Annotated in this window: 19 protein-coding genes and 1 pseudogene; 11 read left to right on the forward strand and 9 right to left on the reverse strand. The window is 59.8% G+C overall.

The features are described 5' to 3' along the window. Positions 1 to 174 precede the first annotated feature (174 nt). Together IQ16_RS35165 and IQ16_RS47700 are read right to left on the reverse strand one after the other, a co-directional pair. On the reverse strand, positions 175 to 1,314 hold the full coding sequence (locus IQ16_RS35165) for a phosphorylase family protein (RefSeq protein WP_223153803.1): 1,140 nt from the start codon (positions 1,312 to 1,314) through the stop codon (positions 175 to 177). A gap of 48 nt (positions 1,315 to 1,362) precedes the next feature. Further along, positions 1,363 to 1,599 (reverse strand): annotated as a pseudogene (locus IQ16_RS47700) (HNH endonuclease signature motif containing protein); the annotation flags it as partial. Between the two features lie 286 nt (positions 1,600 to 1,885). Between IQ16_RS47700 and IQ16_RS46770 the strand changes: the two are divergent. From IQ16_RS46770 to IQ16_RS47705, 3 genes are all read left to right on the forward strand, one after another. After that, positions 1,886 to 3,697 (forward strand): hypothetical protein, encoded by a 1,812-nt coding sequence (locus tag IQ16_RS46770; protein WP_011082908.1) that lies wholly within the window; start codon positions 1,886 to 1,888, stop codon positions 3,695 to 3,697. 115 nt (positions 3,698 to 3,812) lie between these two features. Next, positions 3,813 to 4,367: a restriction endonuclease gene (locus IQ16_RS35175; protein WP_011082907.1), complete on the forward strand. Its 555-nt coding sequence runs from the start codon at positions 3,813 to 3,815 to the stop codon at positions 4,365 to 4,367. 5 nt (positions 4,368 to 4,372) lie between these two features. Next, the gene (locus IQ16_RS47705) at positions 4,373 to 4,600 is read left to right on the forward strand and encodes a restriction endonuclease (RefSeq protein ID WP_071908403.1); all 228 of its coding nucleotides are present in this window, start codon (positions 4,373 to 4,375) and stop codon (positions 4,598 to 4,600) included. Positions 4,601 to 4,729: 129 nt separating this feature from the next. Here IQ16_RS47705 and IQ16_RS35185 read toward each other — a convergent pair whose 3' ends face one another. The 4 genes from IQ16_RS35185 to IQ16_RS35200 form a co-directional block, all read right to left on the reverse strand. Further along, positions 4,730 to 5,866 carry an SAVED domain-containing protein gene (locus tag IQ16_RS35185; RefSeq protein WP_011082906.1) on the reverse strand — a complete coding sequence of 379 codons (1,137 nt, stop codon included), beginning with the start codon at positions 5,864 to 5,866 and terminating at the stop codon, positions 4,730 to 4,732. Then, positions 5,850 to 6,299: a type II CBASS E2 protein gene (locus IQ16_RS35190; RefSeq protein ID WP_202557271.1), complete on the reverse strand. Its 450-nt coding sequence runs from the start codon at positions 6,297 to 6,299 to the stop codon at positions 5,850 to 5,852. The genes IQ16_RS35185 and IQ16_RS35190 overlap by 17 nt, the downstream gene beginning before the upstream one ends. 6 nt (positions 6,300 to 6,305) lie before the next feature. Next, positions 6,306 to 7,556, reverse strand: a complete 1,251-nt coding sequence (locus IQ16_RS35195; protein ID WP_011082904.1) for a nucleotidyltransferase domain-containing protein — start codon at positions 7,554 to 7,556, stop codon at positions 6,306 to 6,308. Positions 7,557 to 7,631: 75 nt separating this feature from the next. Then, positions 7,632 to 7,853: a DUF2188 domain-containing protein gene (locus tag IQ16_RS35200; RefSeq protein ID WP_011082903.1), complete on the reverse strand. Its 222-nt coding sequence runs from the start codon at positions 7,851 to 7,853 to the stop codon at positions 7,632 to 7,634. A gap of 134 nt (positions 7,854 to 7,987) precedes the next feature. Here IQ16_RS35200 and IQ16_RS35205 point away from each other — a divergent pair, with 134 nt between their 5' ends. The 3 genes from IQ16_RS35205 to IQ16_RS35215 are packed head-to-tail and all read left to right on the forward strand — an operon-like array spanning position 7,988 to position 10,315. Further along, a complete protein-coding gene (locus IQ16_RS35205) occupies positions 7,988 to 8,383 on the forward strand; it encodes a helix-turn-helix transcriptional regulator (RefSeq protein ID WP_011082902.1) in 396 nt (131 codons plus the stop codon). After that, positions 8,380 to 8,901, forward strand: a complete 522-nt coding sequence (locus IQ16_RS35210) for an ImmA/IrrE family metallo-endopeptidase (protein WP_011082901.1) — start codon at positions 8,380 to 8,382, stop codon at positions 8,899 to 8,901. Before IQ16_RS35205 ends, IQ16_RS35210 begins: the two co-directional genes overlap by 4 nt. Before the next feature lie 7 nt (positions 8,902 to 8,908). Continuing rightward, the gene (locus tag IQ16_RS35215; protein ID WP_011082900.1) at positions 8,909 to 10,315 is read left to right on the forward strand and encodes an exodeoxyribonuclease I; all 1,407 of its coding nucleotides are present in this window, start codon (positions 8,909 to 8,911) and stop codon (positions 10,313 to 10,315) included. Between the two features lie 267 nt (positions 10,316 to 10,582). Here the strand turns inward: IQ16_RS35215 and IQ16_RS35220 are convergent, their stop codons facing one another. Then, the gene (locus tag IQ16_RS35220) at positions 10,583 to 10,798 is read right to left on the reverse strand and encodes a helix-turn-helix transcriptional regulator (protein ID WP_011082899.1); all 216 of its coding nucleotides are present in this window, start codon (positions 10,796 to 10,798) and stop codon (positions 10,583 to 10,585) included. Between the two features lie 361 nt (positions 10,799 to 11,159). Beyond that, the gene (locus IQ16_RS45980; RefSeq protein ID WP_016839828.1) at positions 11,160 to 11,318 is read right to left on the reverse strand and encodes a hypothetical protein; all 159 of its coding nucleotides are present in this window, start codon (positions 11,316 to 11,318) and stop codon (positions 11,160 to 11,162) included. 382 nt (positions 11,319 to 11,700) lie between these two features. On the opposite strand from IQ16_RS45980, the gene IQ16_RS35230 reads away from it, so the two are divergent. The 4 genes from IQ16_RS35230 (at position 11,701) to IQ16_RS35245 (ending at position 17,534) form a co-directional block, all read left to right on the forward strand. Then, a complete protein-coding gene (locus IQ16_RS35230) occupies positions 11,701 to 12,897 on the forward strand; it encodes a hypothetical protein (RefSeq protein ID WP_026192137.1) in 1,197 nt (398 codons plus the stop codon). Between the two features lie 172 nt (positions 12,898 to 13,069). Then, complete coding sequence (locus IQ16_RS35235) at positions 13,070 to 15,163, forward strand: ParB/RepB/Spo0J family partition protein (RefSeq protein WP_014490278.1); 2,094 nt, start codon at positions 13,070 to 13,072, stop codon at positions 15,161 to 15,163. A 62-nt stretch (positions 15,164 to 15,225) separates the two neighbouring features. After that, positions 15,226 to 16,278, forward strand: coding sequence for a DUF7146 domain-containing protein (locus IQ16_RS35240; protein ID WP_014490277.1), 1,053 nt, complete (start codon positions 15,226 to 15,228; stop codon positions 16,276 to 16,278). Between the two features lie 326 nt (positions 16,279 to 16,604). Beyond that, positions 16,605 to 17,534 (forward strand): DUF2493 domain-containing protein, encoded by a 930-nt coding sequence (locus IQ16_RS35245; RefSeq protein ID WP_145832023.1) that lies wholly within the window; start codon positions 16,605 to 16,607, stop codon positions 17,532 to 17,534. Positions 17,535 to 17,609: 75 nt separating this feature from the next. Here IQ16_RS35245 and IQ16_RS35250 read toward each other — a convergent pair whose 3' ends face one another. Continuing rightward, complete coding sequence (locus IQ16_RS35250) at positions 17,610 to 18,278, reverse strand: hypothetical protein (protein WP_011082894.1); 669 nt, start codon at positions 18,276 to 18,278, stop codon at positions 17,610 to 17,612. A gap of 295 nt (positions 18,279 to 18,573) precedes the next feature. Between IQ16_RS35250 and IQ16_RS35255 the strand changes: the two genes are divergently transcribed. After that, positions 18,574 to 18,996 (forward strand): hypothetical protein, encoded by a 423-nt coding sequence (locus tag IQ16_RS35255; protein ID WP_014490276.1) that lies wholly within the window; start codon positions 18,574 to 18,576, stop codon positions 18,994 to 18,996. Positions 18,997 to 19,039 lie beyond the last annotated feature (43 nt).

Below are 19,039 nucleotides of genomic sequence, written 5' to 3' on the forward strand. Positions count from 1 at the left end.
GGGGCATGTAGTGGGTGATTGTTCGTGATAGTCACGAGAGTTCACGCTCGGTCCTGGCCGCTTCGATTGGAGTCCTTGTTTCAATGCCCGATCTGTCCGTGACATGCATTTCAGTGCGTATCGACGGCTTACGGACACCGCCGAAAGCATCAGCCTGAATGCTCAGGTTTTCCGTTAACGTGTCCTTTCATCGACGGCTTCCTCCAATACGTGCAACGTATCGCGCCGCTCGAACAGTAAAATTAGCTCTCTGACCCGGGCCGATTTGCGGTCGCCGGGAATTTCGTCAATGTCCACGCCCAGGAGAAAGCAAAGGTTCTTAAACTCTTCCATATCGAACGCCGTACACAGCTCATCGAACAATTTCTTACGTTGAGCTATCGAAATACGCGACTTCGTTGCCGCTACCGAAGCAACGGACTTCGGCCACGCCCCCTCCGAGAGGGAAACTGGGCGCGACTCAATGAAGCTTCGCAAGCACGAAGCCGCGGAATACGCTGCGTACTCTTGCCACATGTCATTCTTTTTGCCGTCGGCGAAGTCGCAGATGGCTCGGATCGTCAAGAATCCCACCTTCTTGACAGCGCTGAATGCCGCAGAAGCGACTCCTGCACTCTCCATCTCAATTGCGATGAGATCGCGTTGCAACGACCGAAGCTCTTGGGCAGCCTCGCTTGAAGCAATCACCTTCTCTCCAGAGGCAATTGGTCCGACATGAATTCTCGGCTCGATGGCGCTCGCGCTTTTCCCATCGGGCCTTGAAGGCAAATGTGCGCGCCACGTTGAGTCGGTCAAGTTCAGTATTCCATCCACGAGGATGGGGTCCGCCTGAAATTGCCGAGCTCGATGCTCCTGATGATTGGGTCGAACCTTCGAGAGCTCATAATAGAAAATGGAGTTCGAGGCCACGATATCGCCGAAGCCCTGATCCTTTCTAGAGATTCCACCAGCAATTCCATTCACAAGTACAAATCGCGGCTTCCATTTGTGGATGAGGTCCGATGTCGCATGTGCGGCATCGAGATTTCCCATCGAATGAAGGAGAGTGGCAACAACTCGATACGAGCCGCCGCGTCTTGTTGGAATCGTTCCGCGAAGGTACGTGCGGGTCGAATCCGATGTCGACGAAATCGGTACCAGCTCAGGAAAATAATGCTTAAGCGCAGCCAATTCCTTCCGCAACGCGACGACAACTGCGAAGTCGACTGATTCGTCCTCCACCTGTCGCGAGAGGTCGGTAGCCTGCTTGTCAGTAAGCTCGACAGCAACCGAGCTGAGAAATGCTGCGACGCGGCTCTCATGGCGCCGTTTCATGAGAAGCAACGAATCCGCTGTGTAAGTGGTCGGATCCTGATCGACCAAACGATGATGCGTTGGACATAGGATGATCAAGTTGTCTGCGTCGTTGCGCGACTCTTCGGATTGCGCGGGATCGAATCTCGGCCCCCCGGGAGAGGCCGCACGAATGTGGCAGAGTTCGCCCAGTAATGCGCGAGATTGAGGCTGAACGAGCTGCGTTGTACATCCCGGGAAAGCGCATAGGCCCCCCGAAGAAGCGAACAGAATCTTTATCGAACGATCACTGGGTTGTCGTCGCATAGCACCTCAAGCACGCTCCGCATGCCGTCGCCCCGTAGTCAAGAGATCATAGCCTTCAACGCCCATCAACCGGATACGTGTCGATAAGCCGACACTTTGTGGCTAACGTTGCTATTGAGCAGGCCGTCTAGAGCTGCGCGACATCGAGTAGCCTTCTAACTCTTCTTTGCGGGGGGCATGTTCTTTCCATTTGCATCGTGGAGGCATTCGCGCTTAAGTTGATCATATTGAAGGTCCGTCTTAATTGACATGGCGTACTTCCGCGCGGAAACGCGACGGGGGATGGATGATCGACTCTCTTCGCGTTGCAAAAACAGCAAATTTTCACATTCTTAAGCGGCAGATGAGCAATGCCGCATTGGATGACCTTTTTCGCCAAGTTCGGGCAAGCCAGCCCTCGGCCTCCCAAAACATATTCTACCATCGGCGCGTCCAAGCTGGGCGCGCGCGTTGGTCTGCGATCTCCTTCCTCTATGACCGCTCGCCTTCATTCTTAACCGAAGACGCAGGAATCCGAGAACGAATCTGCGGATTTATTCTTTTGATCGAATATCGCGATCATCTCGCGATTCTTAAATCCAAGCTCGATCTTCCGGCAGGATTTTTCACCCGCTATCTCGGTCGAGTATCAGCCGAACGCGTGGATCGTGCGGTCGCACGGCAGGGAGCGGTGTTCGAAAAGATTCGGCTTCGAAACATGTCGGTCTCCAAGCACGTGATGAGGAGTAAAACGTTCGAAGCCGATGACCTACAAAATGTTGTCGGGCCTGCTGGCGCAAACCGGTATGTGCCCCAGGCGTACGCGGTCCGGTCGGGAACTGACCACTATTCTACAACTCCTAGCACCGGCAGGATAGGGCAGCGGTCTGATCGGGTCGATCACCTCGCACTTGTGGAGTACGCGAAATCTGTAATTGACGAGCTGGTAGGTGGAAGAGCTGCACCTGCCAGCTTTCTCCGTACCTTAGCCCGCGCTATCGATTTGGCGAGTATTGGCGGCACCGCGCGTCCAACAAGTTTTGCCGTCGACGTTGCGGGATTTGTTGATGCGATCCATGTCGATCGCGAAATCAGACTTGTACATGAAGATAGCGGTAGACTCACTCAACTCTCCAAGCATGAAATCGATGCAGCGTTAAATGAGCTCGATCGTGCGTTTAGGGTCAGCGGCGACGGAAAGAGGATGGATATCTTCGACGGTGCTGATTCGGTTGGAGCAATTGCAATCAACCAAGCTCGCGTAGCATTGCGTGACTTGCAATTGCCGATCACTGCCGGCATCGAGGTCGAAAGTACAGAGTATGCTCTCGGTCACGATCCAAATCGGATCTCGCTCCGACGCTACATCGATCGCGAGGATAAGTTCATATTGCTGTTCGACGCCCTCTCTTTAGCTTACATCGACGGGACCTTGTTCCGCGACGAAGGCTTTGTAGATGGTGGCGCAGCCCTGTTGCGCCATTTGCGCTCTGATCCGCTCCTAGACGGAGTGACTGATGAAAAGGGTAACTTTTCGACGCGAAAGGCCACCTTTGATGCTGACTCCACTTTCGGTGTGATCGAAGCGAGTGTTGCGGACGGGGACGATGTGCTTGTGTGCGACGATCTTGGCGACGAATGGGCGGACTATATTGGGCTAAACAACTCCAGCAGCCCGCCTAGAATTACCTTTTATCACGCAAAGCATGGTCCACTATCGCTCGGTGCTGGGCCGTTCCATATCTCCGTGAGCCAAGCAATTAAGAACTTGCAGCGTATGAGCCTTCCGCCGGAATCGATGGAAGCGAAAATTCGTGGTTGGAACAACAAGTATGTAAGCGGTAGCGGAGTCAAAACCCGGATCAAGAGGATTGTCCGAGGCGATGCCGACGAGCTAATGAACGAATTCGCTCAAGTGCGGCTTGCGCCGGATGCAATTCGTCGGGTCTTCATCGTGACCTCTTCGCTGAGCCGCGGTGCTGTTGAAGAGGCGCTAAAGGAAGTCGCAGCCGGCCAAGCGCCAGACCCATACTTCGTTCAGCTCTATTGGCTGTTGATGTCATTCTTCTCGGCGTGTACCGAAATGAACGCACATGGATACGTGATCTGTCAAACTTAGCAGGCGCTGATCACGGAGTCGGTATTCGAAACTGCGATTTGGCTATTCCGGCTGTTAAGGCCCGACAGCCGGCTGACTGCTAACCTATGCGCAGTTGTAGTAAAGAGCGCGTGCCATGCTTACTTTGCAGCAGATGGAAGAGGTAAGGGTTCGCCTAGCGCAGCAACTGATATTCTACATGCCCGTTAAGCTGTTTCCTATTGCGCAGAAATTAGCGTTTCCGATTCTTTTAGAGTTCACACGACTAGTGGATTTTAGGAATCTGGAAATTCCACCAGAGAAGATCAAAATTACTGACTTGATCTACGAAGACAGGCTTCCGTCAGTGTTCGAGTCGTTTATCGCTCGGCGGTTTTCCGAGGGGAATAAGCAAGCGGAGTTGCGAGTAGCGGGAATCATTACACCAGATCACAAGATCGTCCTGGCAGATCGTAAAACGGCAGAGGGATTTCTAATAAAGGCAAACTCAGCGGTTTGGTATGAAATTGTAGCAAGCCTGCAATCGGATTGGAGCCAAGCGTATTCACTTTCTGCGACGCGTTGGGAAGAGATCGTCGCTGGTGCCTTCGATAAAGCGGGGTTCGACGAGGTGACATTAACGCCACGCTCAGGGGATCACGGACGGGATGTCATAGCTGTTCGAAGGGGGTTGGTTGCATCAAGATCATAGGATCGGTGAAGGCGTATAAGCCGAGGAACGAGGTTTCATATGATGACATTCGTGCATTGCTGGGCGTACTCAGCGGGGAGCAGAATGCCTCTAAGGGAATCCTGACTACAACGTCGGACTTTCCGCCAAGGCTAATATCTGATCCGTTCATAACTCCCTTTCTGCCGACGCGTCTCGAATTGATGAACGGTGACAGCCTTCAAAAGTGGCTTGGTGGCCTCCTGAAAAAATAGGCTTCTCCCGTTCGGATACATGCCTCTACGAGAGAGGGCTTGGGTCCGGACTTAATTGATCCACCAGGTAATCGCAGCGGCGAGGAGGATTGCGGACAGGAAGATGTCCGCGCGCTTGTCGCATCGGGTTTAGGGAATATCGAAGGTCCGTATGAACCCGTGCGATCGATTGTTGTCGTAGAGCCGGAGGGAAAGATCCGATTTGGGCATCCAGACGCGGCCGACCTCGACCGCCAGGGAGGCGGGAAGCGCGGGAAAAACATGCAGCAGCGTTCCCTCGCCATGCCGAGCCTTGATGCGGTCGTAGAGCCGTCGGAGTTCGCGCCGAAATGCGGCCTGATCGTCAGCTCGCCGCAAGACGTCGTTGTGAGGTTGATCCGCGCAGAGCGACCAGATCGCGGCTTCGTCGCCGAGAACCGCCTGGAGTCGCGCGTCGGTCACGGTAGCGCTGACACCGAGCTTTAGCGCGACCGAGCCTGACAGCCCGATATCCGGTTCGGTGACCTGGAATGTGATCGGGGGGCCATCGGACGCCCATCGCCAACTCGCGGGTTCGCGATGCCTTTGATGAACGACGGCCGGAACGATATCGCAGAGCAGCCGGCCAAGCTCGATCAGCAGCGGCTGCGGTGCGAGTGCGAATACGCTTAGATGCCTAATCTCCTGTCGCTCTACGCGGCCTCGCACCTTCGCTTCGAACTGGCGTCTCAGGTTCTCGCGCTGGACCGTCCAATAGGCAGGCTCGTTGTCTCGAAACGCACAGCCTACCATTTCAAGATCCAACCTCTGGCCGCTGGCTGGGTGGCGGTCGGGCGGCATCGCCGAAAAGATCGCCTGCGTCGATACAAGCGCCTCGTTGTCACAAATGCTCGCCCCAAACCTGATGACGTGAGATGCCCGGTCTTCGTCGATGCCGGCAACGATCGCGATCCGGCCCTCGTGCTCGGCTTTCATAGTTAGCAGAACAGATTCCGGATGATCGGCGACGGCGTCAAGATCGATCAGCTTGTGATGTCGGGCGCACATCAACATTAGATTTTCCAGACTACGCGCGAGCTGAGTCGACCGGATCGGATCGCCGCGCGGGCCGCCTTCGACGTCAGCCACGATGTGTGCGATGAAGCCGAAGATCCCGTCTTGCCGCCCGGCCACCAGGTCGCCGACCAAATCAGTATTGCATCCACGATATTGGCAGCGGCCAGCAGCCCGCGCCCACAGCGCCGATTGGACCTTTTGCGGAATGCTGCTCTTAGACACCGACGCCACCTGCTACGACGTGGCGGCCGCTCGCTGTCCATTGACCCGTTGCGCGCCAGCCCTCGTAAGCGGCAAGCCACTCGATCACCCAGGGCACAGTTGTCTGCGAGAGGCTGTCGAACGGCGACCAATCGTCGGAATCGGGATCGAGCATGCATAGCGTCACTTCGCCATCCGAACCGTAGTACACGTGAGGGAGCCTACCCTCCGGGTCGCCCGGACGGTGCCGTAACGGCGGTGACAAGACTTTGACGCGTGGCTGGAGAATGCGCACGTCGAGCCGTTCGATCACCAGCGGCGCTCGATAAGTGATCTCGACCTGAAACGTCTGAAGCAAAGGCCGGAGAGGGCCCTGCCACGCCGCGATTGCGCCGTGGCGGCCGATGAGTTTCAAGTTCGGCCACAAGGAAGCCATGTCAGTGATCTGGGCGTCGACCGTCATCACCACTTATCGGCGCTCTCCCATGTTGGTGTGTGCGCGAGCCGCGACTGGCGCCAGGCTGGTCGCCGCGCCGATGATCGCCGGCGCGGCGGGAACGAACAGGCCGCCGGAGCGCGTATAACCATGCTGCCGTGATTGAACTTGGCGCCCGAGCCGCTGGTTGAAAGCTTTGACAGAACGCGTGACGACCCGGTCCCCGAACTGCCCGCGCAACCACTCCTGCAAGTCCTCCAGCTGCACGTCGCCGGTGCGGGCGGCTTCGAGCCCGTTAGCGAGGGTGTGCAGGTGGCGAGAATAGGTTGTCTGTTGCAGCTGAGATTCTGGCCAACGGTCGGTGAAACGCTCGACCGGAAATTCGGGGTTGGGCACGACCAGGAGCTGGCCGCGCTTCGCGGCGTCGTCGATCGCGCGGGCCGTCCAGCGCGCCTGCCGGATCAGCATTTCCGCAAGCCTCATGCCCGGACGGGCGGCATGGCCGGCATGGCACGACAACATCACCGATGGCGGGATCCGGCCCGTCTCGGTCGCGTAGGCGATGTTGCGGTGCCGCTTGATTAGCTGCAGCGCGACCGTCGTCACGCTCTTGATGATGAGCGGCGTTTGCGGCGGAACGTCCTCGACGTCCGCTGCGGCGAAGGCGATTCCGGCCTGTTCGTACAGCTGACGATTCAGCGCCAGCGCGAACCGCTCCTCGGTAGGCGTTCGGGCGCAATACCACTTCCCGAAGGCATATGAGTTCATCGGCACATAGCGCGCCGGGTCGCTGCGAGTCCCCTTCTTCGCATGCGGGATCTCGCCTTCCTTCTCCTTCGGCGCCCGCCGCCGCGACGGCGTAATGTCAAGATGCATGCCGTCGGCGTAGTAGAGCGTGATGCACCGAGTTTGGCGCACGACCTTGCTTACCGGGTAGCTCTCGAGTGCGGCTTCCAGGTCATCCAGCAGCGCCTCGGGACCGAGGTCGGGGCCTTCGATCTCGGCGACGATATCGAGATCGTACTCGTCGTCCGTGCCGCGGGTCGACGTGGTTGCGTCGATTGCCATGGAGCCCTGGGGATAGAAGCAGGCGACCCTGCCTTCGAGCGGACTACCGGGTCGTTCGATGTAGCGTCGGACCGCCTCATATCGCTCGACCGCCTTGGCATGCAGGCCGGGCGGAAGCTGAATATTGATGGCAAGCTCGGCGAGTACCGCGTCCAGCGGGTCGGCAAAGGGATCATCAGGCCGATCATCGCGGCGCAGGGACGGAAAATTCGACATCGATATTGGTCCTCTTCTTTGAATGACCTCCGCGCGCCGATCCGACCGGATCGCCCTGGTGAGCGATCCGTTGGGTTATCCTTTCGGCGGGAAGGGATCGTTTCCGTAGGAGTTGGCGTCGCGAATGCGGCCATCGGGACGGTGGATGACGACTTCGCCGTGCTCGCGAAGCGCAGTGCTACGCGCCGCCTCCGTCGCCTCGGCTTGGGTGTGATGGGTGGACCCCACCCGCAACGCCCCCTCACGTCGGGTTGCCCAACCTGATTCGTGCGGCACGACATGAATGCGCTTCGACATCTCGGTTCCTTCGCCTCGTCGGTGAGCGTCGCGCTCTCCGGCGGGATATGGATTCCTGAGATTGGCCAATATGTCAAGTAATGATCACACTAGTAAGTTTGTAATAAGCACATAATGTTTGCGGGATTGACATTATGCCCGAAGCAGCGCAAACATCGGCGATGGCGGGCAATCCGGTCTATATAGCGTTCGGCAACGCGGTCTCGACGCGGCGCAAGGCTCTTTCGCTGACCCAGGCCCAGTTGGCGAGCAAAGTTAAGATGTCTCGCGCGTCGATCGCCAACATCGAGAGCGGCCGGCAGAACATATTGCTGCACCATGTCTATGCCCTCGCCACCGCGCTTGATTTCGCGAAGGTCGCCGACCTGCTGCCGCCAATGCCGCATAAGTCCATCGGGGAGGAATTGAAGATGACGCTGGTCAATGAGAAGCTTTCGAAGGAGTCGCTGTCCGAGAACGCGGGCGCCCAGGTCGCTGATTTGATCAGCAGCGCGCTCGCGCCACGCCGCGGCTCTAAGGTCGGATCGTGAGGGACGCTGATCCAGGTCGAGCGCGCGAAGCTGCGCGCTCGATCCTTCGGGAGTTCGGCGTTTCAGCGCCGCCCGTCCCTGTCGAACGCATCATTAAATCGCGCAAGATCGTCCTTCAGTACGCACCGCTGGAGGAGGATCTTTCGGGCATGGCCTATATCAAGGACGGCATCGGCATCATCGGCGTCAATGCGCTACATCATCCCAACCGCCAGCGTTTTTCCGCCGCCCATGAACTCGCCCATCATGTGCTGCACGACGAAGACATCAGACAAGCCGTTCACGTCGACAAGGGGATACGCGTTCTCTTCCGAGATGATATCTCAGCGCTCGGAACCGAACCGATAGAGATCGAAGCCAACGCCTTCGCCTCAGAGCTGTTGATCCCCGGCGACCTCTTAGCCGCCGTCTTGGAAGGCGGTGGTGTGGATCTCGAGGACGAGGCAGCGATTGAGGGTCTCGCGCGCCGGTTTAGGGTAAGCCCGGCGGCGATGCGTTTCCGGTTGACTCGTTGGTAGCACACCCATGAGCTTCGTCTTTTTCGACACCGAGACGACGGGGCTTAAGCGTGGCTTCGATCAGATTCTCCACTTCGCCGCTGTTCGCACCGATGAAAACCTGAACGAGGTGGCTCGGTTCGAGACGCGCTCGCGCCTTCAGCCACATGTGCTTCCCCATCCTTCGGCGCTTCGGACGAACGGATTGCCGATCGAGTCGTTGACTGATTCCAGCCTGCCGTCGCACTACACCATGGTAGGAGATATTCGCCGGACCTTGATTTCCTGGAGCCCTGCGGTTTTCGTCGGCTTCAACTCCATCCGCTTCGACGAGGAGATGCTGCGCCACGCCCTCTTCCAGTGCCTATATCCGGCATATCTGACAAGTAATCATCGAAACTGCCGCGCCGATGCGCTCAGTCTGGTGATGGCCGCCGATGCCGTGTCGCCTGCGCAACTAGTTGTGCCGGTCAGCGAAGAAGGGCGGCGGACATTTCGCTTGCAACAGTTGGCGGCGGCAAATGGCGTCGCACATGCTCGGGCACACGACGCGATGTCCGATGTGCTTGCGACGCTCGAACTGAGCCGATTGGTCTATCGAAGGTCTCCGGAGTTGTGGCAGCGCTTCGTGCGCTTCTCGAACAAAGCGACCGTCGCGGATTTCATTGAGGTCGAAGACGGCTTCGTGTTGACCGAGTTTTTCGGCGGCCAAGCTTATCATACGTCGGTCGTCTGCATCGGCAGGGATCCCGATCAGGCCAATGGCCGGCTTTGCTTGAGTCTCAACGAAGACATGGGCCGGCTTGCCGCGATGAGCGATCTCGAACTGCAAGTTCATCTGACGCAGAAGCCAAGTCCGATTCGTCGCTTCAGGATCAATGCCGCGCCCACGCTGACGGCGTTCTACGACGCTCCCGAGCATATGCTGGATGGCGGTTCGATGGGCGCCACCGGAGACCGGGCCTGTCTCATGAAGGCGGACACTGGTCTGTGCGCGCGGCTTGTGGCTGCTTACATGGCTGCGCGCGAGCCCTACGCATTATCTCCGCACCTCGAAGAGCGCATCTATAGCGGCTTTCCCGGTCCTGCTGATGAGGCACGCATTGCCGCGTTCCACGATGCGCGATGGGAGGACCGCCTCGCGATCGTCCAGGGCATGGAGGACGAGCGACTGCGCTGGTTCGGGCTCCGGTTGATCTATTTCGAAGCGCGCTCGGTTCTCCCCGAACCTACTCGATTGGAGGTCGAGCGCTACTTGACCGATCAGATGACAGGCGACGGTTCGGGCTGCCTCACCATCGATCAGGCGATGGCAGAGACGGAAAGGGTGCTTGGCGAGTTCGCCAGTCCAGATGATCTTCTGATCCAATATCGCACGTATCTGCAGGATCGACTGGCGCGGCTTGAGGCCTATCGGACACGGCTGATTGCCTGAACCGACCGGTTCGGAGCGCTCAACTCAACGTCGCCTTCTCTGCGCTGAGTATTTGGTCACGGACGGAGTGCCGCGAGGACATGGCGTCAGTGTTGAGCCGACTTATGATGAAAGCGGTGGTCTGACGGTGCACCGCTGAACAGGGGAAACGCAGCGCGGTTCGCGATTTTAGCTCCCTATCATTCCGAGCACAGCAACCGAGTCGTTGTCTCGAGCGTGCCAGCGGATTGAGTCATCATATTAGAGCGCGATTTTGTTTTTCTCAAGCTAGCTCACGTTCAGTTCTTTCGACGCACTACAAATCACCAGATTTCCCCGATCCCATGCGTCAAGCTCGTCCACCGGGTATAAGACGGCTTTGCCGATCTTGATGTATGCAGGCCCAGTTCGCATTGCGCGCCAATTCCGCAGCGTACCCACGGAGACCTCGCCACGGTATCGTGCAGACACTTCCTCCGGTGTCAGGAATTTGGACTCCGTCATTCGTCTTCTCCATCACTCCGCCGCACGAAACGTCACGGTCGAGATGACTGAGATGTTGGCACCCAGAATGACGGAAGAAAACGATATTCTCGATGACCCCGCATAGCTCGCGTCAAACGCGAGCGAGTTAACGCGTCAGCCTGCGTTGATAGCCGCAAGATAGCGTAACGGAGCGTAGCAAAAATACTTGCGGCTCTCGGCCGCAGGTACACTGACCAATCGCGAAGATCGGAAGGTCGTCCTTGTAGGAAGTGTCTTTGGTTAGAAATGCCTTGAGCTGATCGTCTCCCAACCCGTATCCGTTGTCTTTGCAGGAAACGATCATGGACTCTCGGTCGTCGAGCATGTCAGCTCGAATAAATTAGACGTCGATTTCAACCAGCATGTCCGTTTCAGAGGCGTCTTCGTGCTTGCGGATAAGGAATGAGTCGGTCGCATTTGAGATCGGTTCCTCAAAAACGACATACAGGTTCGAGCTGATCTTCGTATTCTTGATGCTGCCCCTGATATCGAACGTCATTTTCGTTTCAATCGCTGACGTTGTGGTCTGTGGAGGATCGTTCTGCCGGTGTGTGGGACGTCAAGTCAAGCTGTCGTATGAAAATGGCGAAAGCACCCGCCAGTTGGCTCCGATGTTCAGTTCCCCTTGTTTGCGCGCGCACTAACTTTCCGAGCTGGTCCATCGGGTTACGCAGCCTGTTGCTCCGATGATATGGCGAATTCCGGCGGTGCGCCTTTGAGGGGAAAGCCTTCCCCCTGGTCGGCGCCGCGGTCGCCGACGCACCCCCTTCTGCGGGGAGACCCCGCAACGCCCCCATTAGAGTGAGAGGACGGATCGGCTTCGCCGTGACGGGTTGATGATCGGAGGAGAGGCCTCCGGCGCCCGTCATGGAGATTGTCCCATGACCCAAGCAGAAGTTTTGATCGCTGCCCACGACTGCGCCGGCGGCTACAAGGTGGATGTGAGTCGCGGCGAGCGCATCGGCCGCGTTTCATCCGAATGGTTCTCGCGGCCGGCGGACGAACGCTATCTGTCCTTGTCGGATCTCTACTCCGCCGTGCGCAGCCGGAGCGAGCGCAGCCGGACCCGAACGGTCGAGAGCACCGCGATCCGAGTGGAGGCCAACCGCGACGATGCCGAGCGCCTGACGCTGATGCTACCCGGTTGCGACGCGCCGATCGCGCCGACTCATTGGAGCTTCGGTCAACTTGCCAGCTTGGTCGGAGCGCCGGCGGCTTACCTCCGTCAGCTTCCGGCACCGCTCGCTGGCATCAACCTGCAGTTCGGCCTCAGCTTTCATCGAGCCGAGCAGATAAAAACGCTTGAGGTGCAGGGCAGTCGCCTCGAGCTTCGCGCCGCGACGGGTCCGGAATATGGGCGTATATTTGACCACGAACTCGTGGCAGCTGTTCAGCGCATCGCCGGCAATGGCACGGGTGACACGCGCTGGAAGGTCCCAGGCGTGCTTGATTGGTCGACTGGCGTTTACAACCCGCGCGTCGACATCACCCAGGATACGACGACGCTCTACGCCTCCGATCGCGATGTCTTCCTGTTTCTGGTCGACGACCTCAATCCGATCGAGGCCGGCCGGCTGCCCGACGGCTTGCCGGACCTCTACTTCCGCGGCTTCTACTGCTGGAATTCCGAGGTGGGCGCGAAGACGCTCGGCATAGCGAGCTTCTATCTTCGCGCCGTCTGTCAGAATCGGAATTTGTGGGGTGTTCAGGATTTCGAGGAGATCACCATCCGCCATTCGAAATACGCCGCGACGCGCTTCGCCCATGAGGCGGCGCCGGCGCTGACACGCTTCGCGAACTCTTCGCCGATGCCCTTCGTCAACGGCATCAAATCGGCGCGGGAGCGGATCGTCGCCCGGACCGACGAGGACCGCAGCGAGTTTCTGCGCAAGGGCGGCTTCTCCAAGACCGAGACGGCGAAGATCATCGACACAGTTCTGTCCGAGGAAGGCCGGAAGCCCGAGAGCGTGTTTGATTTCGTCCAGGGCATCACAGCCGTCGCGCGCGACAAGACTCATCAGGACGCACGACTCGACATGGAGGCACGGGCGAAGAAGCTGCTCGACCGCGCGGCCTGATTCCCGGACAACCGGAGATGCGGAACGGTGCTTTTCCGGTTCCGAGGCTTTCCGTCTTTCCTGTTCGTTGGCTTTGCGACGCCGCCCTCCAAAGTGAGAGGGCGGCGCTGCGCTTCGTGACGAGTTGATGTCGAGAGAGAGGCTCTCGGCGCCCGTCGCGGAGTATCATCCCATGGCGACTACCGTTCGCAAGATCACCCTTTCGCCCTCGCGCGATATCCCCTTCAACAGGCTCGTGCTGAGTCAGTCGAACGTCCGGCGCGTGAAGGCCGGCGTCTCGATCGAGGAGCTAGCAGAGGACATCGCCCGCCGGGGCCTTCTGCAGGGCCTCAGTGTCCGGCCCGTCGTCGACCAGGTCGGCGCCGAGACCGGCGTGTTCGAGATCCCGGCTGGCGGCCGGCGCTACCGCGCGCTGGAGCTGCTCGTCAAGCAGAAGCGCCTCGCCAAGACCGCCCCGGTGCCCTGCGTCGTCCGCGATAGCGGCATCGCTGAGGAAGACTCGCTCGCCGAGAACGTCCAGCGCGCTCCGCTTCATCCGCTCGACCAGTTCCGGGCATTCCTGGCGCTGCGCGAAAAGGGCCAGTCGGAGGAGGAGATCGCTGCCGCCTTCTTCGTCTCCGTCAACGTCGTCAAGCAACGCCTCAAGCTCGCGTCGGTTTCGCCGACGCTGCTCGACGTCTATGCGGAGGACGGCATGACGCTCGACCAGCTCATGGCCTTCGCTGTATCTGGCGACCACGAGCGTCAGGAAGTTGTGTTCGAGCGGCTGAAGGCGTCCCACGACAAGCAGCCCTACGTCATCCGCCGCATGCTGACAGAAGGCGCGGTCCGCGCTTCCGACAAGCGGGCGCTGTTCATCGGGGTTGACGCCTATACTGCCGCCGGTGGCACGGTGCTGCGAGATCTGTTTCAGGGCGACGATGGCGGCTGGATGCAGGATGTCGCGCTCGTCGACCAGATGGTGGCCGACAAGCTGAAGGCGGAATCCGAGACGATTGCCGCCGAGGGTTGGAAGTGGACCGAGGTCGCCCCCGATTTCGCTTACGGCCACGCTTTCGGTCTGCGACAACTTCGCGGCGAGATCGTCACCCTCACTGCCGAGGAGGAAGCGGCCCGCAACGCCTTGCAAGCAGAGTTCGATCAGCTGTCTGAGAAACACGCGGACGCCGATGAACTGCCCGACGAGGTCGACGAACGGTTGTCCGAGCTGGAAACAGCTTTGGAGGGGCTCGAGAGCCGGCCGGTTGTTTTCGACCCGGCCGAGATCGTGCGCGCAGGCGTCTTCGTCAGCATTGGCGCTGAAGGCGAGCTTCGTGTTGAGCGCGGCTACGTCCGGCCCGAAGACGAACCGTCGGCGGAGCCGGAGCCCGGTCTTGCTGAAGAAGATGGTGAGGCCGAACGGGCCAAGGCCGCGAGCTACGAAGGCGGCGAGCGCAACGTGTCGGTCGAGCCCGGCGCCGAGCAGGAGGAGGACGAGGGCCTTTCGCCCATCTCCGACCGGCTGATGACCGAGCTCACCACCCATCGGACACTCGGCCTGCGTCATGCCCTCGGTGAGCAGCCGCAGGTCGCCTTTCATGCGGCCCTGCATGCTCTGACATTGAAGACCTTCTACCACTACGGCTCGGATAGCTGCCTGGAGCTGGATCTGAAGAGCGTGAGTTTCGGCGCCCAGGCGCTCGGCCTGAACGACAGCGCCTTAGCCGAGGCGATCCGCGCTCGGCACGAGCGCTGGGCGAAGGCTTTGCCGAAGGAATCGGCCGACCTCTGGGACGCACTTCAGGCGTGGGACGGCGACAGCCAGGCGATGCTCTTTGCCCATGTCGTCAGCCTGTCGGTCAACGCCGTGCATGAACCCTGGAATCGGCGGCCGCGTGCGCTCGCTCACGCCGACCGTCTCGCCCGGGCTGTCGATCTCGACATGGCTGCGGCGGGGTGGAAACCGACCGTAGACAACTTCTTCGGTCGGGTGACGAAGACGCGAATCCTCCAGGCCGTGGTGGAGGCAAAAGGGCAGCGCGCCGCCGATCGGATCGAGCATCTGAAGAAGGGTGACATGGCTGCCGAGGCGCAGACCTTGCTCACCGACACGGCCTGGCTGCCCGAACCGCTTCGCACGCTGGGCCGAGCCATTGGCGACGAACCGGCGGTCGAATCTATAGTCGAGGAAACTCCAGAGCAGCCTAGCGAAAACAAACTGGAAGACGAAGAAGAGCGGACCGCCCACAATCAGCGAGCCGGTGAGCAGATTATGGCAGCCGAATAAGCCGTCGAGAGCAACAACAAGGTCCGCTGGCGACGGCGGACCTTTTCTTTTTGGGGATGACGATGGCCGATAACGCACACGATCTCGCACGGCGTCTCGGCCGGCAGGCTGAGTCCGTGTGCCGTCACTACCTCTCTGCCGGACGACGGGAAGGTAGCTATTGGCTCGTCGGCGACGTCCGCAATACGCCTGGCCGCTCAATGTTCGTGCGGCTCAAGCAGTCGGCGAAGGGAGCCGCCGGCAAATGGACCGATGCCGCCACCGGGGAACATGGCGATTTGCTCGATGTCATTCGCGAGAGTTGCCGCCTGGTCGACTTCAAGAACGTCCTCGACGAGGCGCGCTTGTTTCTCAGCTTGCCGCATCCAGAGCCCGAGCCCAATCAGCCGCGGCTCCGCAATTCCAGCGCGGCACGAGGATCGCCGGAGGCCGCTCGTCGGCTCTTTGCCATGTCGCAGCCGATCGAACGCACACTCATAGAAGCGTATCTCCGCAATCGCGGCATTACGTCTTTGCACGAAACCGGAAGCCTGCGCTTTCACCCACGTTGCTACTACCGGCCCGACGACCACAGCCCGACCGAGACCTGGCCGGCGATGATCGCCGCCGTCACCGATCTGTCCGGCGAGCTGGCTGGCGTACACCGCACCTGGCTCGACCCGCATGGTTTCAGCGAGGCGACGCTGGGCAAGGCGCCAATCGACACGCCAAAGCGGGCGATGGGCGACCTGCTTGGTCACGCTGTTCGATTTGGCGTCGCTGGTGAAGTCATGGCGGCCGGTGAGGGCATCGAGACGATGCTGTCGCTCCGCTGCGCCCTGCCGACCATGCCGATGGTCGCAGCTCTCTCGGCAGCGCATCTCTCCGCCGTCCTTCTTCCGGATACGCTCCGCCGGCTCTACATCGCCCGGGACGACGATCCTGCCGGTGACGGCGCCATGGCGACCTTGATGGATCGGGCGCAGGAGGCCGGCATCGAGGCAATCGTGATCTCGCCACAGCTTGGCGACTTCAACGAGGATCTTCGCCTGCTCGGATTTGACGCCCTTCGGGCCGCAAGCCGCGTACAGATCGCGGCGCAGGACGTCGCGCGCTTTATGGAGCTGGCGGCATAGCCGAAACGGGATGAGGGGCGACGCGGCCGCTTCGTTACCGCACGGTCGGTGAACGTGTTTCCCCTCGGCGCCAGAGGACTGCCCCACGGCCTTCTGAGAGGGCGATCGGGCGGCAGGCGGCCCGGACCGGCAACCTCGTGGGCCGACTATTTTCCGTCGGCGGCAGAGCCGCCTTTACATCGCGAGACAAAATAGTCGGCCCCCTTCGGTCCTCCGCCAAGGCTCCGGCCCTCCGCTGCGCTGCGGGTGCAAGTCCGTTCCGCCTGCCGCTTTCGTCGCCATGAAGGCCGCGATGGGCGCGGTCGATCCGACGAGGGAAAACCGCAATGACCGCCGACCACGACAACGATTTCGAGCCGCACCACAGCTCATCCCCGACCGACCAGGTCCTCCAGGAACTCCAGCTCCATGGCTACCGTCCCTTCCACGATGATCCCGATCCCCGGGGGCTTCCTGAAGCGCGAATCCTCGCCGGCAGCGTCGCCGACATCTTCGATGCCCTGGTGGTGGCGCTGTCCGATACCCGTCTTGAGCCCGACCTCGACGACCTGCTCTGGTCGATGGTAAACGTCTTCCATCGTGCGATCGACAGGATCGAGCTCGAGCTCGACGATAACGAGCTGGCCCAGCAGCGCTCGCAGCGGGAGCAGGACGGCAGCGAAATCAAATCCGTCGAGCTGGAGCGTCTGACGGCAGAAGGGCAAACGCTGATCGAGCGACGCAACGCCTTCGAGCTGATGCGCGACCAGGCCGCCGACGAGTTCGAACGCCACGCCCATTCCGCATGGCGGCCGCGCAACGGATCGAAGGTCAACCACCGCAATCTGACGTCAGCGATGATCGACAGCCGCGATTTCCTGGCCGCGAAGAAGCGCGCCGAAAATCAGGTGCTCATGCCACGCGGACCGAAAGTCGCGCTCACCGGTGGACTCGACTTCAACGACTACCGGCTAATTTGGGCTAAGCTCGACCAGGTGCACGCCAAGCACCCGGACATGGTGCTGCTGCACGGCGGATCGCCCAAGGGCGCCGAGCTGATTGCCGCCAAGTGGGCCGACAATCGCAAGGTCCCGCAGATCGCCTTCAAGCCCGACTGGACAAAGCACGCCAAGGCCGCGCCGTTCAAACGCAACGATGCGATGCTGGAGACGCTACCCATCGGCGTGATGCACTTTCCTGGCACCGGCATCCAAGACAATCTCGCTGACAAAGCGAAGAAGCTAGGCATCCCGGTCTGGAGGTACGGCGGCTCGTGAGCGCCGCCGTACCTTGTCGTGCAGAACGACAGACGAAATGAGAGCCCAATCGTGCCATGAAATGCCTAGCTGCCCTCAGGCGTCCTGATCATAGTAATGTGAGTCATCAATGGCGCCCGACGTCTCCAGCTCCGGCCGCATATAGCCGGTTCGACCGGCCACACGCTCAAATGTTATCATCGTCGTGAAAGCGATCGAATCCCCGTGGAACGGCTTATCCGGATCGTTCTCTCCATTGAGAGAACCTGAGACATTTGCCACGAGCACATCGTCTCCGACGTCTAGGCTTACTTTGTCTATGTAAAGCTCGTCAAAAAAAGCATTCGTCATAGCCATCTCACCCGAGAGAGCGTCCTCGATCATCATGGGATCTTCTTGAATGAAGGATACATCGATATACTCCTCGAGATCTCGGGTGTACCAAACCTCACCTGAAAAGTAGCCGTTTGCGTTAAGAAAGCTCGAGAGCAGCGAAGCCAGCTCGTCAACATTGGGTAGACCTGCAGGGAGACCATTGAGGTGCTGCACGCGCTGATCCATCAAGCGCAGATCAGGCATCAGGATCGCGGCTTTATCCAAAGCCGCAAGCTGATACTTCGGCTCGGCCCTTAGAGCCGCCGCGGTACCATAGCCGAAATACGCAGCCACGATCTCGTGGGCGTGACCTGATCCGAGCTTGCCGCCGGCCAGATCGTTGAAGGTCATACGCAGAAAGTCTGCGCACTTCTTTTGGATGGTAGACATGGCAAATCCATTTCACACCGGCGTCTTAGTGGCAGTCACAAGCGCTTCATGACCACCGCGCGCCGGCAGAATGGTTGCCGTTCGGGTGTTCGATTGGGAAATCGAGATGCCGCCTTTTGGGTCGCTTGCAGCCCGGGCGATCGGCTCCTGACGCTCAATATGGTCATTTTGTCATTCGCCCGCAACCGGATTTGTGACGATTCCGGTCGCTGGCATTTGCTGCTATACTGCGTTTGCGCCGTGGTGGTGGTGGAAGGCGCGACCGTCAGACCCCTATCTCACGGAGCCCACCACCATGATTGCCTTGGGACCACTGCTTATTTTCCTCGCCATAGGCTTCTTCGCCTGGCTACTCTTCACGCTTGCGGTCTTCGCGGTGCCCGTCTTCGCCGGCGTGACGATTGGTCTTCGGGCCTTCCACACAGGGGCTGGCGCTCTGGGCGGAATCGCGGTTGCGTTCGCGGCTGGCGCCGTAACCTTCGGCATCGGCCAACTCGCGCTCGCCCTCGTGACATGGGCTTGGCTGCGGCTCTTAATCATCATCCTCTATGTCGCGCCCGCGACCGTCGCCGGTTACAGCGCGACGCATGGAATCGCCCAGATGGCGATGTCTTCGCCCACCTGGCAAACGGTCTTCGCGATCGCCGGGGCCGTTGCGGTCAGCATCACGGCCTTGGCTCGCTTCACCGGCATGGCCGCAGACGGGCCGGCAAGATAGCGCTTGACGCCGGGCTGATATCAATACCGGGGCGGGCCCGGCA

The sequence above is a fragment of the Bradyrhizobium huanghuaihaiense genome (assembly GCF_007830635.1).
GTDB classification, from domain to species: Bacteria; Pseudomonadota; Alphaproteobacteria; order Rhizobiales; family Xanthobacteraceae; genus Bradyrhizobium; species Bradyrhizobium huanghuaihaiense.